A 20,219-nucleotide genomic window follows, 5' to 3' on the forward strand; every position below is an offset into this window, starting at 1 on the left:
TTAAATGGAAGCGGCGTTTTTTCTTGCGTGCCAAGCTAGTAGAGAGAGGCGGGTAAGTCGGAAGGAAGAAACCCCGTTACTGCTGTTGGCATAGCCAATCTGAAAACGCGGCTAGATCTGAATAAACCAGCGTGTTCTCAAGGTCAGTATGATTAGCTAATGTCTTTTCTCCTTTGCCTGTTCTGACCAGCACTGAGCGGCACCCTACTGCTTCGCCAGCCTGCAGATCTCGCAGACTGTCACCGACCATCCAACTGCCCGTAAGGCTCTCCATCCCCAATTGATGCTGAATTTGCAAAAGTAACCCTGGTAGGGGTTTTCGACAACAGCATTGATCATCGGGGCCGTGAGGGCAGTAAGCAATATGGGCAATACGCCCACCTTTCGCTTCAACCATCGCCGTTAGGCGACTGTGCATCGAGTGAAGCGTTGCCTCGTCGTAATAGCCTCGTGCAATACCCGACTGATTGGTAGCCACCGCGACGGTGTACCCTGCCTGAGTCAGTTGGGCAATAGCATCAATCGCTGAAGGGTAGGGGACCCACTCCTCAAGTGACTTTATATAAGCATCAGAATCGTGATTGATGACACCGTCACGATCAAGAATGACAAGACATGTTGATGAGAGCCCTGATGAGTCTAATGTAGTGGACATCGCGTCCTTCTATTGGCTGCGTAGCTGTTGGGCTAGGAGGGACAGCGCGTGGAGAGTGACTGAAATTTTCTTTCCATCGCTACCCAAAAGGTGAAAAGGAAATCGCCCTAAACGCTTAAATCGTGAAAGTGTGCTAAGAAAGCGTTCCCGCACTTCAGGTTGCGTTTGCCTCAACCCGTTAAGTAGTGCTGGCGTTAAACACTCAATATGAGGGTTACGGGTACTTAGTTTGCCATAAAGAGAGAAAATAAAGCAGTGCCAGTCGCGGACCATACAGTCTGTCAACTTATGATATTTACCTGGATCGGTCTCAAAATCGATAAATACAATACCTTCTTTATTAACCAATATGTTTCGGGCAAAGGCCTCACTTAAGTAACACTGTTTTGCGTGAACATCATTCAGCGCCTGAGTGCTCATCTGAAGATAATGATTAATTTCATTGACACTTTCGGCAGCCAGTAGTTTATCCAGAAGCGTTAGAGAAGGCTCTTCCGAGCCTCCTGCGTCAGCAAGAAGTAGTGCTTGAGGAGATTCGGCTAATATAGTCGGTACCGCTACTCCCGCCTTAGTAAGGGACTTAATTCGGGCTGCTTCTAGGGCAACGCTCTGTTTTCCCCCTAAGTTAGGGACTGGTTTAAGTGCTTCAATACTCAGCCATTTAGCTAATAGTGTTAGCGGCAGGGAAGCAAGTCGTGAATTTCGCTTCGTTGCCTTTTTCAGCCATACACGTTGTCTATTTAGGGTGTAAGACGCAATGTTAGCCTGTTGCTGAGGAAGGGTATCAAGTAAGAATAAGTCGTACATAAGCCGTTTCCATGGCGATTAGAGCAGTTATTACCATTTACCTTCTACGAGGAAATGGCACTGTGGTTACGCTTCTAATTTTACCTTGGTGTTTCACGTGAAACAATTAGCTGGCAGTACTACTGAGTCTAGTCTGGAGAAAAGAGACAATACAGTTGTGACATGCAAAAAAAGCCCGGCTTGCGAGAGCCGGGCTTGCTATTGCCATTAGCGTGAACTGAAAAAAACGGCGCGGTGTCTTATTGTGGCAGCTGGGAAATATCCGCTACTTCAAGGAACAGCGCTTGCAGACTGGCAAGCAGCGCTAGACGATTATGACGAACGGCACTGTCATCGGCCATCACCATTACCTGATCGAAGAAAGCATCGACAGGCTCACGTAGTGTTGCCAGTGCGTCTAGTGCTTGCTGGTAATCGCCCGCTGAAAATAACGGAGTTACTTGCTGTTGGCTGGCCGTTACTGCATTGAATAGCGTCTTCTCGGCTTCTTCCTGCAGCAGGCTCTGATCTACCTGAATACTACCGTTGTGTTCCTGCTTGCTCAGGATATTAGAAACCCGCTTGTTCGCGGCAGCCAAAGCAGCGGCTTCTTCCCGCTGTGCAAAGGCCTTAACGGCACGTAAGCGACGAGCAAAATCCAGCGGTTTGGTTACTGGACGAGCGCGTACCGCTAAGTACATTTCAGCACTAATACCTTCTTCTTGCCCCCAGGCGCGGAAGCGGTCCAGCATGTAGGTCAATACATCTTCCACCAAGCCTTCTGCTTTGGGAAGGCCTTGGTGCTGTTCTGCGGCTAAGCTGAGTAGCTCGCGAAGATCTAAATTAAGCTGACCTTTGACCAGGATGTTTAACACACCAATAGAGGCTCGGCGTAGGGCAAAGGGATCCTTTGCGCCGGTTGGGCGCTGGCCAATACCAAAGATGCCAACAAGAGTATCTAGACGGTCAGCCAATGCTAGCGCTTGGCCTGCAAGGCTTTGAGGAATGTCGTCACTGGCAAAGCGGGGCAGGTACTGCTCTTCTAATGCCTGAGCAACCTCAGCAGGTTCGCCATCTTGTTCGGCATAATAGCGGCCCATAATGCCCTGAAGCTCTGGGAATTCGAGCACCATCTCGGTGACCAAGTCGCACTTGGCTAGCGCTACTGCGCGCTGGGCGTGGTTCACATCTGCGTGAATGTGCTCGGCAATATACGTTGCTATCGCTGTGCTGCGGCGTGCTTTGTCAGCCAGCGTGCCCAGCTGTTGCTGGAATACCACGCTTTCCAGCTGGGGGATGCGAGAGGCCAGAGTTTGCTTGCGATCCATATCGTAGAAGAATGCAGCATCCGCTAAGCGCGGTCGTATCACTTTCTCGTTGCCGGAAATCACTTGCTGAGGGTCGGCGCTGTCGATGTTTGAAATGGTAATAAACAGCGGTTTCAGCTTGCCTTGGTCATCCAGCAAGTGGAAGTATTTTTGGTTGGCCTTCATGGAGGAGATTAAGCACTCCGCAGGCACCTCCAGAAATCGCTCATCGAAGCTGCCGGTTAATGCGACCGGCCATTCGACTAACCCGCTTACTTCTACTAATAACTCTTCATCGATAACGGCATTGGCTTCTTGAACTTCGGCTTCGGCCAATACCTGCTCACGGATGCGTTCGCGGCGCCGCTGGCGGTCTGCTAACACGTAGGCATTTTCGAGTGCGGCTAGGTAGTCATCAGCGTGTTCAAGCTGTATAGCATCTGGCGCATGGAAGCGGTGACCGTAGGTAGTACGGCTAGCTTCCAGGCCAAGCGCTTCCGCGGCAATGACGTTGCTGCCATACAGGGCAACTAGCCAGTGAACCGGGCGGGAGAACTCAACGCGAGACGAACCCCAGCGCATATTCTTAGGCACCGGTAGCGACTGTAGCGTTTTGCGAACCATCTCTGGCAGCAGCGTTTGTACACTTTCGCCCTGCTGCTGTTCGCGGTAGCCAAGCCAAGTGCCTTTATCGGTTTCTAGGTGAATTAGCTCATCCACGCTGACGCCGCAAGAACGCGCAAAACCTTCCGCTGCTTTGGTAGGTGAGCCGTCCTTGAAGGCGGCTGCTAGGGCAGGGCCACGGCGTTCCACTTCACGGTCAGGCTGCTTGTCTGCAAGCCCGGTAACCTGCACAGCTAAACGGCGCGGGGTGGCGTAAGCGGCGACGCTTTGGAAGGGAATCTCTGCTTCTTGCAGGCCTTTTTCAATGCCGGCTGCAAACGCATCAGAAAGCGTATCCAGCGCTGTCGGTGGAAGTTCTTCAGCGCCTAGTTCTAATAAAAGCGTATCACCAGCCATTATGCGTCTCCCTGGTCAGCTAGTAGTTCGCGGCGCAGGGCCTCGGGCGCCATGGGGAATCCTTCTGCTTTACGAGACTCGAAGTAGGCGGTGGCTACATCACGTGCCATGGTACGCACGCGGAGAATAAAGCGCTGGCGTTCGGTCACGGAAATCGCATGGCGAGCATCCAGCAGGTTGAACGTGTGGGATGCTTTGAGTACCTGCTCGTAGGCAGGCAGCGGCAGGTTAGCCACTAAGAGCTTGCTGCACTCTTTTTCCTGGTGGTCAAAGGCGGCGAATAGCTGATCAACGTCAGCATGCTCAAAGTTATACGCTGACTGCTCACGTTCATTTTGAAGATAGACATCGCCGTAGCTGACTTTGCTGCCATCAGGCGCGATGGCCCATACCAGGTCATATACGCTATCGACGTTTTGTAGGTACATGGCAATACGCTCAAGCCCGTAGGTGAGCTCACCAGTAACGGGATAGCACTCAATGCCGCCCGCCTGCTGGAAATAGGTAAACTGAGTGACTTCCATGCCGTTGAGCCACACTTCCCAACCAAGACCCCAGGCACCCAGGGTGGGGGATTCCCAGTTATCTTCAACGAAGCGCACGTCATGGATAAGCGGGTCGAGACCCAGGCGCTTTAATGAGCCTAGGTACAGGTCTTGCAGATTACTGGGTGATGGCTTCATTACCACCTGGAACTGGTAATAGTGCTGCAGGCGGTTGGGGTTTTCGCCGTAGCGGCCGTCTGTTGGACGGCGGGAGGGCTGCACGTAGGCAGCGTTCCAGGTTTCTGGACCAATTGCCCGTAGGAAGGTGGCAGGGTGGAAGGTGCCCGCGCCGACTTCCATATCGAGAGGTTGGAGAATGACACAGCCTTGTTCTGCCCAGTACTGCTGCAAAGCAAGGATCAAGCCTTGAAAGGTCGACACATCGGGTGTCGATTGGTTTGTCGAGACACTCATCGCGGAAAGCACCGTTGGCCATGAATTCATAAGCCGTCAAGTATACAATCACAGAGAGATGGGTTATAGGCACGTTAGCCAACAGAGCTGCTTTTGGTAAGGAGAACGAGATGATCGTTGTAACAGGCGGGGCTGGGTTTATCGGTGCCAATATTGTCAAAGCGCTGAACGCTCGTGGCCGTGATGATGTGATGGTGGTTGATGATTTGCGGGATGGCACTAAGTTCGTCAACTTAGCCGACTGCACGCTGGCAGATTATCTGGATAAAGATGATTTTCTAGCGCGGATCAAAGCCGCGCTACGAGGTGAGTCGGTGGATTTACCAACTATCGATGCTATTTTTCATGAAGGTGCGTGCTCCGATACGACGGAGTGGGATGGGCACTACATGATGGAGAATAACTTCGAGTACTCAAAAGTACTGCTTAACTACTGTGAGGCGTTAGGCATTCCATTTCTATACGCATCATCGGCGGGTACCTACGGCGGTAGTGAGGTGTTTAAAGAAGCGCCTGAGCACGAAAAGCCGCTCAACGTCTATGGCTACTCGAAACTGCTGTTTGACCAGCACGTGCGTTCGCGCTGGGATGAGTTGACGACACAAGTAGTGGGGTTTCGCTACTTCAATGTCTATGGCCCCCGTGAGCAGCATAAGGGCAAGATGGCGAGTGTGGCCTACCATAACCATTTACAAATCCGGAATGGGGAAACGTTAAAGCTGTTCGGAGCTTACGGCGGGTATGAGGCAGGAATGCAGAGTCGCGACTTTGTTTTCGTTGGCGATGTGGTCGACGTCAACCTGTGGTTTTTAGATAACCCTCATGCGTCCGGTATTTTTAATTTGGGCACCGGACGGGCAGAGCCATTCAAGGCCATTGGCGAGGCTGTAATCGGCTTTTATGGTCAGGGTGAAATTGACTACATTCCATTTCCTGAAGAACTAAAAGGCCGCTATCAAAGTTACACTCGTGCAGATATCAGCAATCTGCGCTCTTCGGGGTGTGATGTTGAGTTCAAAACCGTTGCCCAAGGCGTAAAAGCCTACTTGGAGTGGCTAAATGGCTAATTCTGCCAAGCGCATATTGGTGGTCGGCCCTTCCTGGGTCGGCGATATGGTGATGGCGCAAAGCCTATTTATCACCCTAAAAGCTCGCAATCCAGGGGCAACCCTGGGGGTGGTGGCTCCCGCCTGGTCGAAACCTATCCTTGAGCGTATGCCTGAGGTAGACGACGTGCTTCCATTGGCAGTAGGGCATGGTGAATTTGGCCTTGCCAGCCGCCGTGAGCTGGCTGCTCGTCTACGAGGACGCTTTGACCGTGCCATTGTTCTGCCGCGTTCGTGGAAAGCAGCGCTGGTTCCATTTATGGCGCGTATTCCCGAGCGTATCGGTTTTTTGGGCGAACACCGTTACGGTTTATTGAAAGAGCGTCGCAAGTTAGATAAGCAGGTGTTGGATCAAACGGTTAAGCGGTTTGTTTCTCTGGGGCTGCCCTTGGAAGAAGTAATGCAGGGGGAATTTGAGATCCCGACTCCGCGCTTAACGATTGATCGAAATAACTTGGTCAACTTACGCCTGACTCACGCGCTGTCGTCGCGTCCAGCTATTGGTATGATGCCCGGGGCGGAGTACGGGCCTGCTAAGCAGTGGCCGCTAGGGTATTTTCATGCATTAGCAGCGCGGCTGATTAAGGATGGATTTGAGGTGCGTGTGTTTGGCGGGCCGAAAGATCATGCAGCAGGTGAAAGCATTGTAAACGGGTTGCCCCATGCCCATAACTTATGCGGCAAAACCCAATTGGCGGATGCGGTAGACCTGTTGGCAGACTGTCGCCAGGTGGTTACCAATGATTCAGGCTTAATGCACGTTGCCGCCGCAGTAGGCGTGCGCATTCACGCTCTATACGGTTCATCATCTCCTGCTTACACACCACCCCTTACCGATAATGCTGTTATTCACTATCTAGCGCTTTCCTGCTCACCTTGCTTTAAGCGTACCTGCCCGCTGGGGCATACCAACTGTCTGAATGACTTAGGGGTGGAACAAGTGTACCAAGCGATGAGTGTCGACAGTCAGCGCGCTAACGGCGTTAACGTTAGCGCATAATCTCGACTTCATCGGCCTGATCAGCAGGGGGTTCTATGACTTGTTGGTCGGCGCTTTCTTGCGACCCGCGTCGTTGAGGGGCCAGCCCTTCCCAAAGGCGCTGCTGCAATGCGGTCTCTTCCCTGAGACGCTCGTTAAGTACCTCAAGCCCATGAGTTTCAACCAGCGTTGGTTGGCTGCTAAGTAAAGACGCCCCAAGCCCGGCACGGTTATCATCAAGCGGTAGACCCATGGCGTCTAGAATAGTGGGGAACACGTCTAGCATTGTCGCCCCTCGGCGCACCGTCAGTGGGGTGATGCCTTCGCCCAGCATGATCAGCGTATTGTCACGATCAAGTGTTGTTAGTTGATCCCAAACGGACACCCGCATGGTGAGATGGTCGCTGAGTATGACAACCAAGGTGTTTTCGAGGAGGCCTTCTTGTTCAAGACGCTCAACAAGATCGCGCGCCTGACTAGCCGAGCATTTCACTGAATATAAGATATCTTGGCCATCGAACTCACCCTGGCGGTCTTGGCACGTTTGGGAGGGAAAACCGCTAGGGGCGTGTCCGGCAATGCTTAGATTAACCACTGCCCAGGGGCCGTTATCCTCTTTACTCAAACGACGAATCTCATTCACAGTAAAATCGTAAAGCGTGTCGTCATAGAGCCCCCAGCTATTTACGTACTCTGGGTCATCAAGCTCCGTTGAAAGCTCCTCCTTACCCTTTACCGTATTAAACTGATGGCCACGATAGAAAAGTCCTTTACCGGCAAACTGAGTACTGGCTCCTCCCAAATAGCTAAGCCGATAGCCTTGAGCTGCCAACACATCGCCTAGGCAGTCGACGCCGGGAACTACTTTGGAAAGCGGGTCGAACTGGCTGTCGTGCAAAAGTCCTGCAGGCATCAGCGGCACGCCACACTGGCTAGCAATCATGCCTGCCATGGTCCAGCCGGTGTTTTCCATTTGCTGGATACCTTCAAAGACCAGCCCGCGTTCGCCTAGCGCGGTTAAATCAGCATAAGCATCACCAAATAGCTCATTACTATACGTACGCTCAATGCTTTCCAGGTACATGACCAGAAGGTTCGGCGCATTGGCTTGATCTTCCGTGAGCGGTGGCACGTAACGGCGATCTAGCCAGGCACCATCGTCTGTTACAATGGCCGCGCTGCGCTGTCCTAAACCGTATAGCATCGGGTTTGCCGCTAACAAGGTAAGCGCAACAAAGCGTTCAGTTATCCGCCATCGCTGATCATGCCGAGTGAGCCAGGTAACCGATGCCAGCAATGCGAGCATACTCGTCGTGTAAATAACGGCAGTGATCATTTTTCCTGCCCCGCCATGTTCGGCCATGCCTGCTTGAAGGTGGAAAAACACCGCGCCCAAATCGACATTACCAAAGCTATCAGCTAGATAGATATAAATGCCTAGCAAGCTGAGTGGTATCAGTGACCAAGGCCACACAGGGCGGTAGCGAGCGTTTGGCGGTGCACCCCAGCGTAGCTTGATGCCAAAGCCGATCCACACGGCGGCTGTGAAAAATAGTGTCCACCAAGGTAGTCGAGTAAGCACGGTGATGGCATAGCCAATGCATAAACCGATGACAGTCACTGCTATTTTTCGGATAACACTAGGATCCATATATAACCTATGCTTTCAGTCGTGCCGCGTCTGGCTAGCGGACAAGAAGTACGTTAGCCACACGAATTATCAGAAGACGCTTTCGAAGTCGCATGCAAAGGTGGCGCCGCTGCGTAGCAATAATTACCCGCATAAACCTCTTGAGCACATTTAGTAAATTGCGATTTTGCCTGTTGCCATTTTCGATGAGTATAAAAGCCTGACAACCGTCTGCTTTTTAATAGGAGGTATGTCTTGAAATCTAGTTTCTTAGGTGAAAAACCATCTACCATAATAAGTTTATAATCATGGTGGTTACCATCTAAGATAAAATTATCAATATTAAAGTCAGACGCTGGAATGCCAAGAGGAGAAAAGCTTTTAATAACGTCCTCGATTAATATCAAAGCGCTACCAACTGTAAGTTCTTTTTTGAACAAGAGCTTTCTTAGTGTCAACGATTTACCATTGTCATCAAAAATTTTGTCCACTACTAAGCCTGGCCCCCTATTAGTGGTAACCCAGGTGTGGCAAAGACTTATATGGCTGTCTTTACCTGTTTTTTTTATTTTTTTTGACACATACCACTCAGACAAACTTTGTCTGTGACCTCTTTTCCAGTGTGTTGAATCCCGTGAAATTTTGATTATCTTTGAAGGGTGTTCTTTATAGAGATAACAAATACGATTACTACCATAGGATAAGATTTCATCGTCATGTAATATGACTTTATCACTATTCTTAATTTCTTTGGCTATTTTTTGATATGAAAAACACATGGATCATCCTTGATCTTTATTTAAAGGAATTGCGAGAGTAGCGTTTTGAGTGCCTTATACTGGTACTCATAAGTGAACTGACTGGCTCTGTTAGCAATCTGTTCGGAAAGTAACGTATTGTTTTTAATTAATATTTCTTCGGCTGCCTGCGCCCATTGGCGAGAATCATAGCCGGGTACAATGAGCTTTCTATGATCTCCCTCCAATAATTCTCCAGCACCGACACGCTCCGATATTAGAGGCAGTATAGAACAGGCCATCGCTTCTAGCACTACACATCCAAATTCCTCGATATGTGCGGGTAACATAAATAGGTCTAAAGCAGCATAATACTGTTCCACGTTAGGCACCGTTTTTTTCCAAATAAACTGGCGCTCGATGTTAAGTTTTTCAGTTTTTTCTTTATAGGCGTCTGTATTCCCCTGACCAATTATCAGGAATCGATAATTTAAAGTCGATTTTTTAATGAGTTGGTCAGCAATGTCAATAAATAAAGATACATTTCTCTTTTTGAAATCTCCAGAGGTAACTAATCCAATCAGTTTCTCTTGCTTTTTAACGCCGAGTTCATCTCGACGAGCCTCTCTATACTTCATTTTAACGGAGGCGTTAAATTGCTTAGAATTATATCCAGGATAGGAGACTTCAATTTTATCTTCGGGTAGGTTGTATCGGCTTATCAAGTCGTTTGCCATTAGTTGAGAGTTGGCAACCACTTTTTTAAAGACTCCTTGCAACAAAATCTTGCGATGCATTTTTGAGACATCGCTTTGGAGATGGGCGGCGTCCGGATAGATAAGTTTTTGGGCAAGATCGACGCAGTTGTGCATAAAAACAATATCGGCATTGTCTGAGTCGCCATGGCTGATAACGAGGTCAGGCTTATGGCGTAAGCACCATGCATTGGCGCGGGCACTAAACCAGCGTCGCCGCACTAATCCTTTAAAAGGAAATTTTGAGATCTTATGTAATGTGCCACCGTAGGAGTGGATATTGGCAACATCCGCTTTTTCACATAAGACGGTGACCTTGTAGCCCATCGCACTTAAAATCGAGATTTGTTGCAATGCAATTCTTGCAGCCCCCGTCATTTTGTTAAGTTTACGTATAGCAACAACAGCGGTAGGCGTTTTCTGCATTGTCAAACCTATAGAATTCTGAAGTTTAGCGATTAGTTTTTAAATAGTTTTTCATATACTTCCAAAAGACGCCGTTAGCATTAGATACTGCAATGACGAGACCTCTCCAGCCATCTAAACATCCGCGCTGTAATAGGTAAGTGCGAATGAAGGCAAATAACGCTTTTATAAAAATAACGGGCACAGGGTATGACTTGAGCTTGCCGGAGTCGGCACGAATACTCGAGTAACGATTAATTTTTTCTAAAAACTGAGATAAATCAGTGCCCGCCGTATGCGCAATGGTGCCTGTCAAACGTTGCACACGACTATGTTGGCCAAGCGCAATCGATTCATGAACCATGGCATCGTTGAAATTATGGCATTGGCGGTTAAATAAGCGAATCAGCCAGTCATTACCCCATCCAGAGTGGCGAACGGGGCGGCCCATCATCCAGTTTTCGCGCAACATCTGACCAAGGTCGTTTGGCGAGGCGTTGTCCACCCAGGCAAGAATAGCGTCAACCAGTGCCGGGGACAGCGCTTCATCAGCATCTAACGACACAATCCAGTCATGTTTTGCTAGCGAAACAGCATGACGTTTGGTCGGGCCAAAACCTAGGAAATCACCTTCATATAGCGATACGTTGGAGTAGTCTGCTGCAATTCTTAGCGTATCGTCGCTTGAGCCGTTATCGTAAATAACGACATCATCAAAGCCCAGTACAGAGTCCAGGGTTTGCCGCAGTGTGGCGGCAGCATTTCGAGTGATGATAACAACGCTTACGCTAGCGGGTATGGGCATGACTGTCCTGTTAGGATGAGCGACGGATGCTATTATATCTGCTTTTATATCCAAAATATTCAAGTGAGGCGCTTTTGCAAATTATTCACGTTAATCTGGCTAAGGGTTTTCGAGGAGGAGAGCGTCAAACGGTACTACTAATACAAGCCCTCGCTAAACGTAAAGCTGTAAAACAGCAAACCCTGGTTTGCCAGCCCTTGTCGCCTTTACGCGACGAGTTATCTGATACGCCTAACGTGCGGTTTGTTAATGCGACCTCTCAGTTGGCAGGGCACTGGCGTGCCGGAAAAGCAGATATTGTTCATGCTCATGAGGCAAAGGCTGTTCATTGGGCATGGCTGCATAAAAAACTATTTCGAACGCCTTATATTCTTCCCCGCCGCGTCGACACGCCCATCAAACGGAAGTGGAGCAACGTGGTTTTTTATCGTAATGCCCACCGTTGTGTCGCTATTTCCAGTGCAATAGCCAATGAAATTGGCTCCCTGAGTCCTCAACCCATACCTTTAATCCCAAGTGCCTTTTCTCCCTCGACGCCCAATCTAACGGTTGCAAAAACGTTGCAAGATACTTACAGCGGGCGCTTTATTGTGGGCCATGTGGGCGCGTTGGTAGACCGTCACAAAGGGCAGCGTGTGCTATTGGAGGCAGCTCGGCAGTTAGCGCATACGCATCCAGAAATACTGTTTCTCTTTTTTGGTCGAGGGGAGGATGCTTCATTACTTCATAAAGAGAGCGCTGAACTAGGTAACGTTGTTTGGATGGGTTTTAAACCTGATGTTAACGATTATTTACCAGCGTTTGATCTATTTGCATTCCCTTCCCGTAACGAAGGCTTGGGGTCAGTACTGCTGGATGTGATGAATACAAATGTGCCGGTCATTGCCAGTGATGTGGGCGGTATCCCAGATATCGTCAAGCATCTCGAAACCGGCTTTTTGGTTCCACCCAACAATGCTGAGAGATTAGCCGAAGGCATTGTGGCACTTAGGCAGGATGATTCGTTAAGAAATAGATTAGTGACGACAGCGCTTTCTACGCTTAGCAACTACTCGTCTGAGGCGATGGCGAGTGCTTATTTATCACTTTATCGCGTTTTGTAGTGCCCCAGCGTCTCTAGTCATTTGTGTCTTAAGCGCGCTTTTTTATGCGTCGTACCCTCGGCGTATGGCAGGTAGGTTCGCGTGTTGAGTGAATTTATTAATCGAGCGCTCAAGGCGGGCAAGGTTCCCTTCCTGCCAAGTGCCAGGTGGCCGCAAGCGGCAGCGATCTAAATCAATCAGCCAGGGCTCGCCATGCGGGTCGACCAATATATTGCGCGCATTAAGGTCAACATGGTCAAGGCCTGCTTGATGGAAGCGCTTTATCATTGTGCCCACGCGCTGAAGCAAAGCGTCATTAGCTTCCCCTGCCGCCAATAAGTCAGCAAGTGCTCGAGCGCCTGGGATCCTGACGGTTATGAGCGCTGCTTCATACGTAGGGCCATAACGGTGAACACAGCAGGCAATGGGGCGCGGAACTGGCAGCCCCAGGTTGTACAACGCGGCGGTTAAGCGCAGCTCGCGAAACGCACGGGTGCGCTCTTCACCCAGCCACAGGTAGCGTTTCTTACTCAGCTTGGCAATGAGTCCACCGCGGCGATAAGGCCGCAATACCCACTGTTCTGAATCACTGGCCTTTAAGAAGAAACTGCTACCCCTTCCTGGTGCTTCCCCAACGATTAAATTACGCTCACGCCAATAGGCCTGATGGAATAGATCGGGTTGAAGTGGGTGTAACCGTATTCGTATCAGTGGTTGCGACAGTTGGTGTGACGTGGCAGCGTCACTTAAACTGTCTGCATCATGTAAAATCAGCCAATTTCTTTGCCGGAGTGCCGCTAAGCGCATGAAGCCCTCTCTGCCTGCTCAACCTAACCATATTGCCATTTTGCGCCTCTCCGCATTGGGAGATGTGTGCAATCTCGTGCCCACGGTGCGCGCGTTACAGCGCCAATGGCCGCACGCTCGCATTACCTGGATAATCGGCAAGGGGGAGCACAGTTTACTGGCGGGGCTTTCTGGGGTCGAGTTTGTTGTCTATGACAAGTCCACCGGTCTTGCGGGCATGCGCGCCCTGTGGAAAGCGCTTTCCGACACTCGCTTTGATGTGCTGCTGCACATGCAGCAGGCGATACGCGCCAGTGTGCTTTCGCTTGGTCTCAAGGCTAATGTACGGGTGGGCTATGATAAGCCCCGCGCCAAAGATGCTCAGCACTGGTTTACCCAGCATCAACTTGCGCCGCATTCCAACGCCCATGTGTTGGAATCGTTTATGGACTTCGCTCGCTTGCTAGGCGTAGAAGATGATCGCCTGGAATGGAATTTGGCCGTACCTCCGGCGGCCTATGAGGAAGCCCATGGGGTCAGCAGAGATGCTCCGTATCTCGTCATTAATCCTTGTAGCAACGCGCGGTTGCGCAACTTTCGCAATTGGTCAGTGGAAGGCTATGCCAGCGTGATTGAACATGCCTGGGTACAGCATGGTCTGAAGAGCGTGTTGACCGGTGGCGGTAGCTCATTAGAGCGAGAAATCGGTGACCAAATTGAGGCGCTGTGTCAGCCGGGTAGCGTGATTAATGCTATCGGCGGGACGTCGCTCAAAGGAGTACTGGCGCTAATCGATAACGCCCGCGCGGTTATCGCGCCTGATACGGGGCCAGCGCATATGGGTAATGCCATGGGTACACCCACGCTTGGCCTCTACGCGACCACTAATCCCCAACGCGCAGCGCCTTATTGTTGGCGAGATTTTGCGGTAAACGCCTACCCAGAAGCAGTTCGCACGTATCTGAATAAATCGGTAGATGACGTTAGTTGGGGGCAGCGAGTACGCCACGCGGATGCCATGGATTTAATCAAGGCCGACGACGTGATTGCTAAGTTAGACGCGCTGCTGGCATATACCGCAGCGCAGCCAACAACAGGACCTTCGGATGAAAGTTGATTTAACCGCCCTGGAACACGCTCGCGTACTGGTGGTAGGGGATGTGATGCTCGACCGCTATTGGCATGGTGGAACGTCGCGTATTTCGCCCGAAGCGCCTGTACCAGTGGTGCGTGTAGAGGATGCCGATGACCGCCCAGGTGGCGCGGCGAACGTGGCGCTGAATGTGGCCTCTCTCGGTGGCCATGCTGCCCTGGCTGGGGTCGTGGGTGAGGACGAAAATGCTGAGTTGCTAACGTCGCGTTTGGCGGCTTCAAATGTAAGTACTTACTTTCAGCGAAGCCCGCAGATACCAACGATTACGAAGCTGCGAGTGATGAGTCGTAACCAACAGTTACTGCGGTTGGATTTTGAGCAACGCCTCGATGGCGTCGATACCACAGCACTGCTGGAACAGGTCGAAAAAGCGTTGCCTGATTGCGATGTGATGATTCTTTCCGACTACGGTAAAGGAACGCTTAACCAGGTCGAGACACTGGTTCAGATGGCTCGTGCTTTCGGCAAGCGAGTGCTGGTCGACCCGAAAGGACAAGATTTTAGTAAGTATCGTGGGGCGAGTTTGATTACGCCTAATTTAACCGAATTTGAGGCGGTGGTTGGTCACTGCGTCAATGATGATGTCCTTGCCCAGCGCGGAGAAGCGCTCCGCGCTGAGCTTGAGTTAGAAGCGCTGTTAATCACCCGCAGCGAAAAAGGCATGACCTTGATCCGAGAAGGCCATGCGCCGCTACATTTACCCACCCGAGCCCAGGAAGTGTTCGACGTAACCGGTGCCGGTGATACCGTGATTGGCCTGATGGGGCTAGCGCTGGCATCAGGCCATGCATTGCCGGAAGCGATGATGTTGGCCAACCTGGGGGCAGGCTTGGTGGTCGCTAAGCCGGGAACGGCGACGCTCTCGATAGCCGAACTCTACACCGCGCTACATGGCGACAAACTAGCTGAGTTCGGGGTGATTGACCAAGTTCCGCTGGTCGATGCCGTGCGTGCTGCCCAGCTGCGCGGCGAGCGCGTGGTGATGACTAATGGCTGGTTTGATATTCTCCATGCAGGACACGTGGCCTACTTAGAACAAGCCAAACGCCTGGGTGACCGTCTCATCGTTGCGGTGAATGACGATGCCTCTATTGGGCGTTTGAAAGGTCCCAAACGGCCAATAAATCCGCTTAACCGTCGTATGCAAGTGTTGGCAGGGTTAGGCGCTGTCGATTGGGTCGTACCCTTTAGTGATGATACTCCCCAGGCGCTGATTGAAGCCGTTTTGCCGGATATCTTGGTGAAAGGTGGTGATTACCGCCCTGAAGATATTGCCGGTGGTGAAGCCGTTATCGCCAACGGTGGTGACGTTAAAGTATTGGGCTTTGAAGATGGTGTATCGACTACCGCAATGATCAGCTCGATTTTGGATCGTGAGGGTTAATGGCGTCGCCAGTTTGGCCGCGTCTGGTCTATTCAGCGGCGCTCTATGTCTTGTCTCCGCTTATTTTATGGCGTATTTGGCGGGAGCAAGTACTTACTTACTCCCGCTTGCAGCGTTTTGGTATGCGCCTGGGTGCGCTTCCTCAAGCGCCACGAATTTGGTTGCACTGCGCCTCGGTGGGGGAAGTGCGCGCTGCGCGTCCGCTGATAGAAGGTTTGCTGGCGCGCTACCCTCATCACAGCCTGCTGCTTACCACCATGACCGCGACTGGAGCTCAGCAAGCTCAGGCGCTAATTGATGAACAAGCTGCACCTGACCAAGTAAGGCTCGCGCACTGCTTTCTACCCTTGGATTTCCCAGGTGCAGCCAAGCGCTTTATTGCCCGCGTGCAGCCCACCCTTGCCATTTTGTTTGAAACCGAGCTATGGCCCAATTTGCTGCACGCTTGCCACCAACAAGCGGTACCTGTTGCGGTTGTGAACGGGCGGCTATCGCCGCGAGCCTTTGCACGTTATCAGCGCCTGCGCTCGTTGATGGCGGGTGCATTAGTTAATGTCACATGGCTGGCTGCTAAATCTGTGCAAGATGCCGAGCGCTTTCAAGCCTTAGGATGTCGTGCAGAAGTAACCCGTGTCGTGGGCTCGTTAAAATTTGAAGTACCTTCTCAGGAAAAGGCTTTAAAAGAGAGTGAATGCTTACTTCAAGCGTGGGGCGTGCGCCCAGTGTGGGTGGCAGGCTCTACCCGTGAAGGAGAGGAAGCACTGCTCTTGGAGGCTCACCGCCAACTATTAAAGCGCTTTCCAACAGCGTTATTGGTACTGGTGCCACGGCACCCTCAGCGTTTTGACGAGGTGGCTAGCCTGTGTGCCCAGGGCGGCTGGACACTCAGCCGTCGCAGCCAGCAGCAGGCCGTCACGCCACAAATGCAGATATACCTGGGTGACACGCTAGGGGAGCTAGCAACGCTTTATGCAGCAGGCCATGTGGCTTATGTCGGTGGTAGTTTGGTGCCGTTGGGCGGCCACAACGTGCTGGAGCCTGCGGCGTTGGGTAAGCCGGTGCTCTGCGGCCCTTCGCTTGAGAACTTTAGCGATGTGGCTGAGCCGCTATTGTCGTCAGGCGCATTAAGCGTGGTGGATCCCCCCGACGCCTTGGCCGACGCACTGGCCGAGCTACTGGTAAGTCCACCTTTCGCCCAGCACATTGGGCATGCTGGGCGAAAGGTGGTTGAAGACAACCGAGGAGCGCTAGCGCGCACTCTCGATGGGCTTAGCCAGTGGCTAACGTAACGCGGGTCGTTCCACGCCGTTCTCTGTACCCAGCAGCAGCACATCAGCACCGCGTTGAGCGAATAACCCGTTTGTTACCACGCCCACAATGGCATTAATCCGTGCCTCCATGGACGCTGGGTCGTCGATCATAAAATCAAAGCAGTCGATAATCTGGTTGCCATTATCGGTGACGACACCTTGTCGATAGACAGGGTCTGCGCCTAGCTTGACCAATTCCCGAGCGACGTAGGAGCGCGCCATGGGAATTACTTCTACCGGCAGTGGGAAGTTGCCTAATTGAGCAACGTATTTCGAACCATCGGCAATGCAAATAAATCGCTTGGCGCAGGCGGCGACGATTTTTTCCCGGGTCAGTGCTGCGCCTCCCCCCTTAATCATTTGTAAGTTAGCGTTTACTTCGTCTGCACCATCGATGTAAAAAGGTACATCGCCAACATTGTTGAGCTCGAATATCTCGATACCTAGCGCCTGTAGGCGTTTAGCACTGGCTTCTGAGCTGGCAACAGCGCCTTTGAAACGATCTCTTAGCGGGCCTAAACGGTCAATAAACAGGTTCGCTGTTGAGCCTGTGCCAATACCTAGCACGGTGTCTTTTTCGAGATGAGGCTCAATCTCTTTAATCGCAGCGTCCGCTACGGCCGCTTTCAATTCATCTTGGGTCATCACATTTTCCTGCGTCAGGGTTAGGCAGTGCTCCCTAGTATAACGGCCTTAGCGCCCACTGCCGATGGAAACGCCGCTAGACGACGCTAGGCGTAATCTGCTACCAATAAAGGCTTTGCTCGCACCCGTCAGGGTCACGTTATTTTTCTGGGATTCCCGCATGCTCGAAGCAACCGTCAAAAAGATTCTCCAAGCCCGCGTTTATGAAGCCGCTTGTGAGACCCCTATTTCCCCCGCTCCCTTTTTGTCGCGTCGTTTCAATAACCAAATTTTGATCAAGCGCGAAGATCTGCAGCCCGTGTTTTCATTCAAGATTCGTGGTGCCTACAACAAAATGGCCCAGCTATCTGAAGAGCAGAAGGCCAAGGGAGTGATCGCAGCATCGGCGGGGAACCACGCTCAGGGGCTGGCCATGGCAGCTAAGCTAATGGGCGTGAAAGCGGTTATTGTGATGCCGCGGATTACGCCCGATATCAAGGTTCAGGCAGTGCGCGCCCGCGGTGCGAAAGTTATTTTAAAAGGTGACGCATTTGCCGCTGCTGCTGAACATGCTCAAGAATTGATTAAAGAGCACGGCTATACCTATATCCCGCCGTTTGACGATATCGATGTAGTCGCAGGTCAGGGCACTATCGGTGTAGAAATTCTTCGTCAGCACAGCGGCCGTTTAGACGCTATTTTTATTCCTGTTGGTGGCGGCGGCTTAATTGCGGGGGTGGCGGCATATGTGAAATATCTGCGCCCAGATATCAAAATCATCGCCGTAGAAGCCGAAGATAGCGCCTGTTTAAAAGCAGCACTGGAAGCTGGGGAGCGTGTTGTACTGGATCAGGTTGGCGTGTTTGCGGAAGGCGTAGCCGTCGCGCAAATCGGCGAGGTGCCCTTTTCATTAGTGCGCGATTTAATCGACGATGTCATCACGGTGAATACCGATGAAATGTGCGCTGCCGTGAAGGATATATTTGAGGATACCCGCGCCGTCGCAGAAACATCAGGCGCGCTTTCGTTGGCCGGCCTGAAGAAATATGTGCAGCAAACCGGCGCTGAAGGCGAGACGCTGCTGTGTATCAACTCTGGCGCGAACACTAATTTTGATCGTTTGCAGCATATTGCAGAGCGCACCGAGCTGGGTGAGCAGCGCGAAGCGATCTTGGCAGTAACCATTGCGGAAAAACCAGGCAGTTTTAAAAAGTTCTGCCGTACACTGGGTAAGCGGATGGTGACCGAGTTCAGCTATCGCTATGCGGATAATAGCGAGGCTCATATCTTTGTTGGTGTTCAAGTTAAACCGGGTGGGGAAGATCGTCAGGCGGTGATTGATAAGCTTCGTGAAGGTGGCTATCAAGTTGAAGATTTAACCGATAATGAGCTGGCGAAGTTGCATATTCGTCATCTTAGCGGTGGTCGGCCTAGTGAACGCTTTGAAGAAGAGCTTTATCGTTTTGAGTTTCCTGAGCGGCCTGGTGCGTTGATGAACTTTTTAACCCAGCTGCCCCATGACTGGAATATTTCACTGTTCCATTATCGAAATCATGGGGCTGCCTATGGTCGTGTGCTAGTCGGTATGCAAGTGCCGAGTAGTGATCAAACACATGTCGCAGAGTACTTAGATGCGATTGGCTACCGTTATTGGCGGGAGAGTGATAATCCAGCGTATCGGCTTTTTATGGCGTAAACAATTGTAAGTGCTCACTAACCCCAGGATACAGAGCTGCTAAGAAATATGAACTTTTAGAAACGTTTAATGGCGCGTTAAAAATAGCGCTGAAAGCAGTTGTCAGTCTTCCTCTATGGCCCTATAGTCGTGGGCGAAATTAATGAGGTGTGTCATCTTTTGATAAGCATTGCCTAGATGACGCACTAAGGGCATTTGGCAACTGTGAAAGACGTTGGAGATGAGGCATGCGGCGGAGAAAGCCTGATATGGTGATGGCGCTAACGGTGGTGTTTTTACTTGGGGTACTCGCCACTGGATATGCGCAAGCGCTGTCGGGGAGTTAACTTACTAGGTTAATCACAGCGCTTTCAGCGTAAACGCTGCACCTAGCTAGTGGATGTTTAAAACGGGGTGATCTTTAAGATCAGCCCGTTTTTGTTGGTCGAATAACCATCGTGTCGCTGGCTACCACGTCCAGCGGTATGTCCCAAGGCTCGATGGGTAGCGCATCCACCTGTTGGCAGGCGTGAGCAACGCCTATTAGTGTTGGCGCTGGCCCTTGGTGGCGCATAAAAGCAAGACTTCGATCATAGAAACCGCCTCCCATGCCCATGCGGTTTGCTTGCTTATCAAACCCAACCAGCGGAACAATAAGTGTATCTAGCGCCCAGGCAGGCAGGCGATTACGTCGCTCGGCAGCAAACCGTGTGCAGGGTTCCGCGATGCCAAAGCGATTTTTAACCATAGGGGTGGTTTCGCGGTAAGCAACAAACCAAAGGCGATTAGCCGAAAATGGGCGCAATACAGGTAAGTAAATGCTTACTTTCCGCTGGCGAAGCCAAGGGAGCAGTTGTGTCGGGTCTATCTCGCCATTAACCGGTAAATAAAGACTAATGCGTCTCGCGCGACGAATTTCAGGCAGCCGTTTAAGGCGCTGGCAAAGAGAGGCAGCGGCTTGTTTTTGCTGATTCGGGGAAAGGGTGCGACGTCTACGTCTAAGCTCACGGCGAAGCGCAGTTTTATCGCCGAGTGTACTGCGGTCAGCAGTGTCGTTCATA

General features: G+C 51.3%; 18 protein-coding genes. 7 read left to right on the forward strand and 11 right to left on the reverse strand.

The window, feature by feature from the left end; translation table 11 throughout:
- Positions 1–76: 76 nt before the first annotated feature.
- From gmhB to glyQ, 4 genes are all read right to left on the reverse strand, one after another.
- Positions 77–655 (reverse strand): D-glycero-beta-D-manno-heptose 1,7-bisphosphate 7-phosphatase, encoded by a 579-nt coding sequence (gene gmhB / locus REH51_RS09075; RefSeq protein WP_009723353.1) that lies wholly within the window; start codon positions 653–655, stop codon positions 77–79.
- 9 nt (positions 656–664) lie between these two features.
- Positions 665–1,462 (reverse strand): BUD32 family EKC/KEOPS complex subunit, encoded by a 798-nt coding sequence (locus tag REH51_RS09080; RefSeq protein ID WP_498937681.1) that lies wholly within the window; start codon positions 1,460–1,462, stop codon positions 665–667.
- Between the two features lie 239 nt (positions 1,463–1,701).
- Positions 1,702–3,768 (reverse strand): glycine--tRNA ligase subunit beta, encoded by a 2,067-nt coding sequence (gene glyS / locus REH51_RS09085; protein ID WP_498937683.1) that lies wholly within the window; start codon positions 3,766–3,768, stop codon positions 1,702–1,704.
- On the reverse strand, positions 3,768–4,727 hold the full coding sequence (gene glyQ / locus REH51_RS09090; RefSeq protein WP_009723356.1) for a glycine--tRNA ligase subunit alpha: 960 nt from the start codon (positions 4,725–4,727) through the stop codon (positions 3,768–3,770). The genes glyS and glyQ overlap by 1 nt, the downstream gene beginning before the upstream one ends.
- A gap of 110 nt (positions 4,728–4,837) precedes the next feature.
- Between glyQ and rfaD the strand changes: the two genes are divergently transcribed.
- Complete coding sequence (rfaD, locus tag REH51_RS09095; RefSeq protein ID WP_498937685.1) at positions 4,838–5,794, forward strand: ADP-glyceromanno-heptose 6-epimerase; 957 nt, start codon at positions 4,838–4,840, stop codon at positions 5,792–5,794.
- The gene (gene waaF, locus REH51_RS09100) at positions 5,787–6,833 is read left to right on the forward strand and encodes a lipopolysaccharide heptosyltransferase II (protein WP_009723358.1); all 1,047 of its coding nucleotides are present in this window, start codon (positions 5,787–5,789) and stop codon (positions 6,831–6,833) included. The genes rfaD and waaF overlap by 8 nt, the downstream gene beginning before the upstream one ends.
- Here waaF and REH51_RS09105 read toward each other — a convergent pair.
- The 4 genes from REH51_RS09105 to REH51_RS09120 are packed head-to-tail and all read right to left on the reverse strand — an operon-like array spanning position 6,823 to position 11,144.
- Complete coding sequence (locus REH51_RS09105) at positions 6,823–8,463, reverse strand: sulfatase-like hydrolase/transferase (protein ID WP_498937687.1); 1,641 nt, start codon at positions 8,461–8,463, stop codon at positions 6,823–6,825. The genes waaF and REH51_RS09105 overlap by 11 nt on opposite strands.
- 53 nt (positions 8,464–8,516) lie before the next feature.
- Positions 8,517–9,221, reverse strand: coding sequence for a YrbL family protein (locus tag REH51_RS09110; protein ID WP_083817058.1), 705 nt, complete (start codon positions 9,219–9,221; stop codon positions 8,517–8,519).
- A 20-nt stretch (positions 9,222–9,241) separates the two neighbouring features.
- A complete protein-coding gene (locus tag REH51_RS09115) occupies positions 9,242–10,360 on the reverse strand; it encodes a glycosyltransferase (RefSeq protein ID WP_009723361.1) in 1,119 nt (372 codons plus the stop codon).
- A gap of 25 nt (positions 10,361–10,385) precedes the next feature.
- Positions 10,386–11,144: a glycosyltransferase family 2 protein gene (locus REH51_RS09120; RefSeq protein ID WP_498937689.1), complete on the reverse strand. Its 759-nt coding sequence runs from the start codon at positions 11,142–11,144 to the stop codon at positions 10,386–10,388.
- 74 nt (positions 11,145–11,218) lie between these two features.
- On the opposite strand from REH51_RS09120, the gene REH51_RS09125 reads away from it, so the two are divergent.
- Positions 11,219–12,247, forward strand: a complete 1,029-nt coding sequence (locus REH51_RS09125; RefSeq protein WP_498937691.1) for a glycosyltransferase family 4 protein — start codon at positions 11,219–11,221, stop codon at positions 12,245–12,247.
- Positions 12,248–12,289: 42 nt separating this feature from the next.
- On the opposite strand, the gene REH51_RS09130 is transcribed toward REH51_RS09125, so the two are convergent.
- Entirely contained in the window at positions 12,290–13,033 is a 744-nt protein-coding gene (locus REH51_RS09130; RefSeq protein ID WP_009723364.1) for a 3-deoxy-D-manno-octulosonic acid kinase, read from the reverse strand.
- On the opposite strand from REH51_RS09130, the gene REH51_RS09135 reads away from it, so the two are divergent.
- The 3 genes from REH51_RS09135 to waaA are packed head-to-tail and all read left to right on the forward strand — an operon-like array spanning position 13,032 to position 16,838.
- Entirely contained in the window at positions 13,032–14,129 is a 1,098-nt protein-coding gene (locus REH51_RS09135; RefSeq protein WP_009723365.1) for a glycosyltransferase family 9 protein, read from the forward strand. The two genes, REH51_RS09130 and REH51_RS09135, sit on opposite strands and share 2 nt — an antisense overlap.
- Complete coding sequence (hldE, locus tag REH51_RS09140; protein ID WP_498935474.1) at positions 14,119–15,549, forward strand: bifunctional D-glycero-beta-D-manno-heptose-7-phosphate kinase/D-glycero-beta-D-manno-heptose 1-phosphate adenylyltransferase HldE; 1,431 nt, start codon at positions 14,119–14,121, stop codon at positions 15,547–15,549. Before REH51_RS09135 ends, hldE begins: the two co-directional genes overlap by 11 nt.
- On the forward strand, positions 15,549–16,838 hold the full coding sequence (gene waaA, locus REH51_RS09145) for a lipid IV(A) 3-deoxy-D-manno-octulosonic acid transferase (RefSeq protein ID WP_498935476.1): 1,290 nt from the start codon (positions 15,549–15,551) through the stop codon (positions 16,836–16,838). The genes hldE and waaA overlap by 1 nt, the downstream gene beginning before the upstream one ends.
- Here waaA and rpiA read toward each other — a convergent pair.
- Entirely contained in the window at positions 16,830–17,504 is a 675-nt protein-coding gene (rpiA, locus tag REH51_RS09150) for a ribose-5-phosphate isomerase RpiA (RefSeq protein ID WP_498935478.1), read from the reverse strand. The genes waaA and rpiA overlap by 9 nt on opposite strands.
- A gap of 160 nt (positions 17,505–17,664) precedes the next feature.
- On the opposite strand from rpiA, the gene ilvA reads away from it, so the two are divergent.
- The gene (gene ilvA, locus REH51_RS09155) at positions 17,665–19,179 is read left to right on the forward strand and encodes a threonine ammonia-lyase, biosynthetic (protein WP_009723369.1); all 1,515 of its coding nucleotides are present in this window, start codon (positions 17,665–17,667) and stop codon (positions 19,177–19,179) included.
- 406 nt (positions 19,180–19,585) lie between these two features.
- Here the strand turns inward: ilvA and REH51_RS09160 are convergent, their stop codons facing one another.
- Positions 19,586–20,218 carry a 5-formyltetrahydrofolate cyclo-ligase gene (locus tag REH51_RS09160; protein WP_009723370.1) on the reverse strand — a complete coding sequence of 211 codons (633 nt, stop codon included), beginning with the start codon at positions 20,216–20,218 and terminating at the stop codon, positions 19,586–19,588.
- Position 20,219: the final 1 nt, after the last annotated feature.

Source organism: Halomonas bluephagenesis, assembly GCF_054790765.1.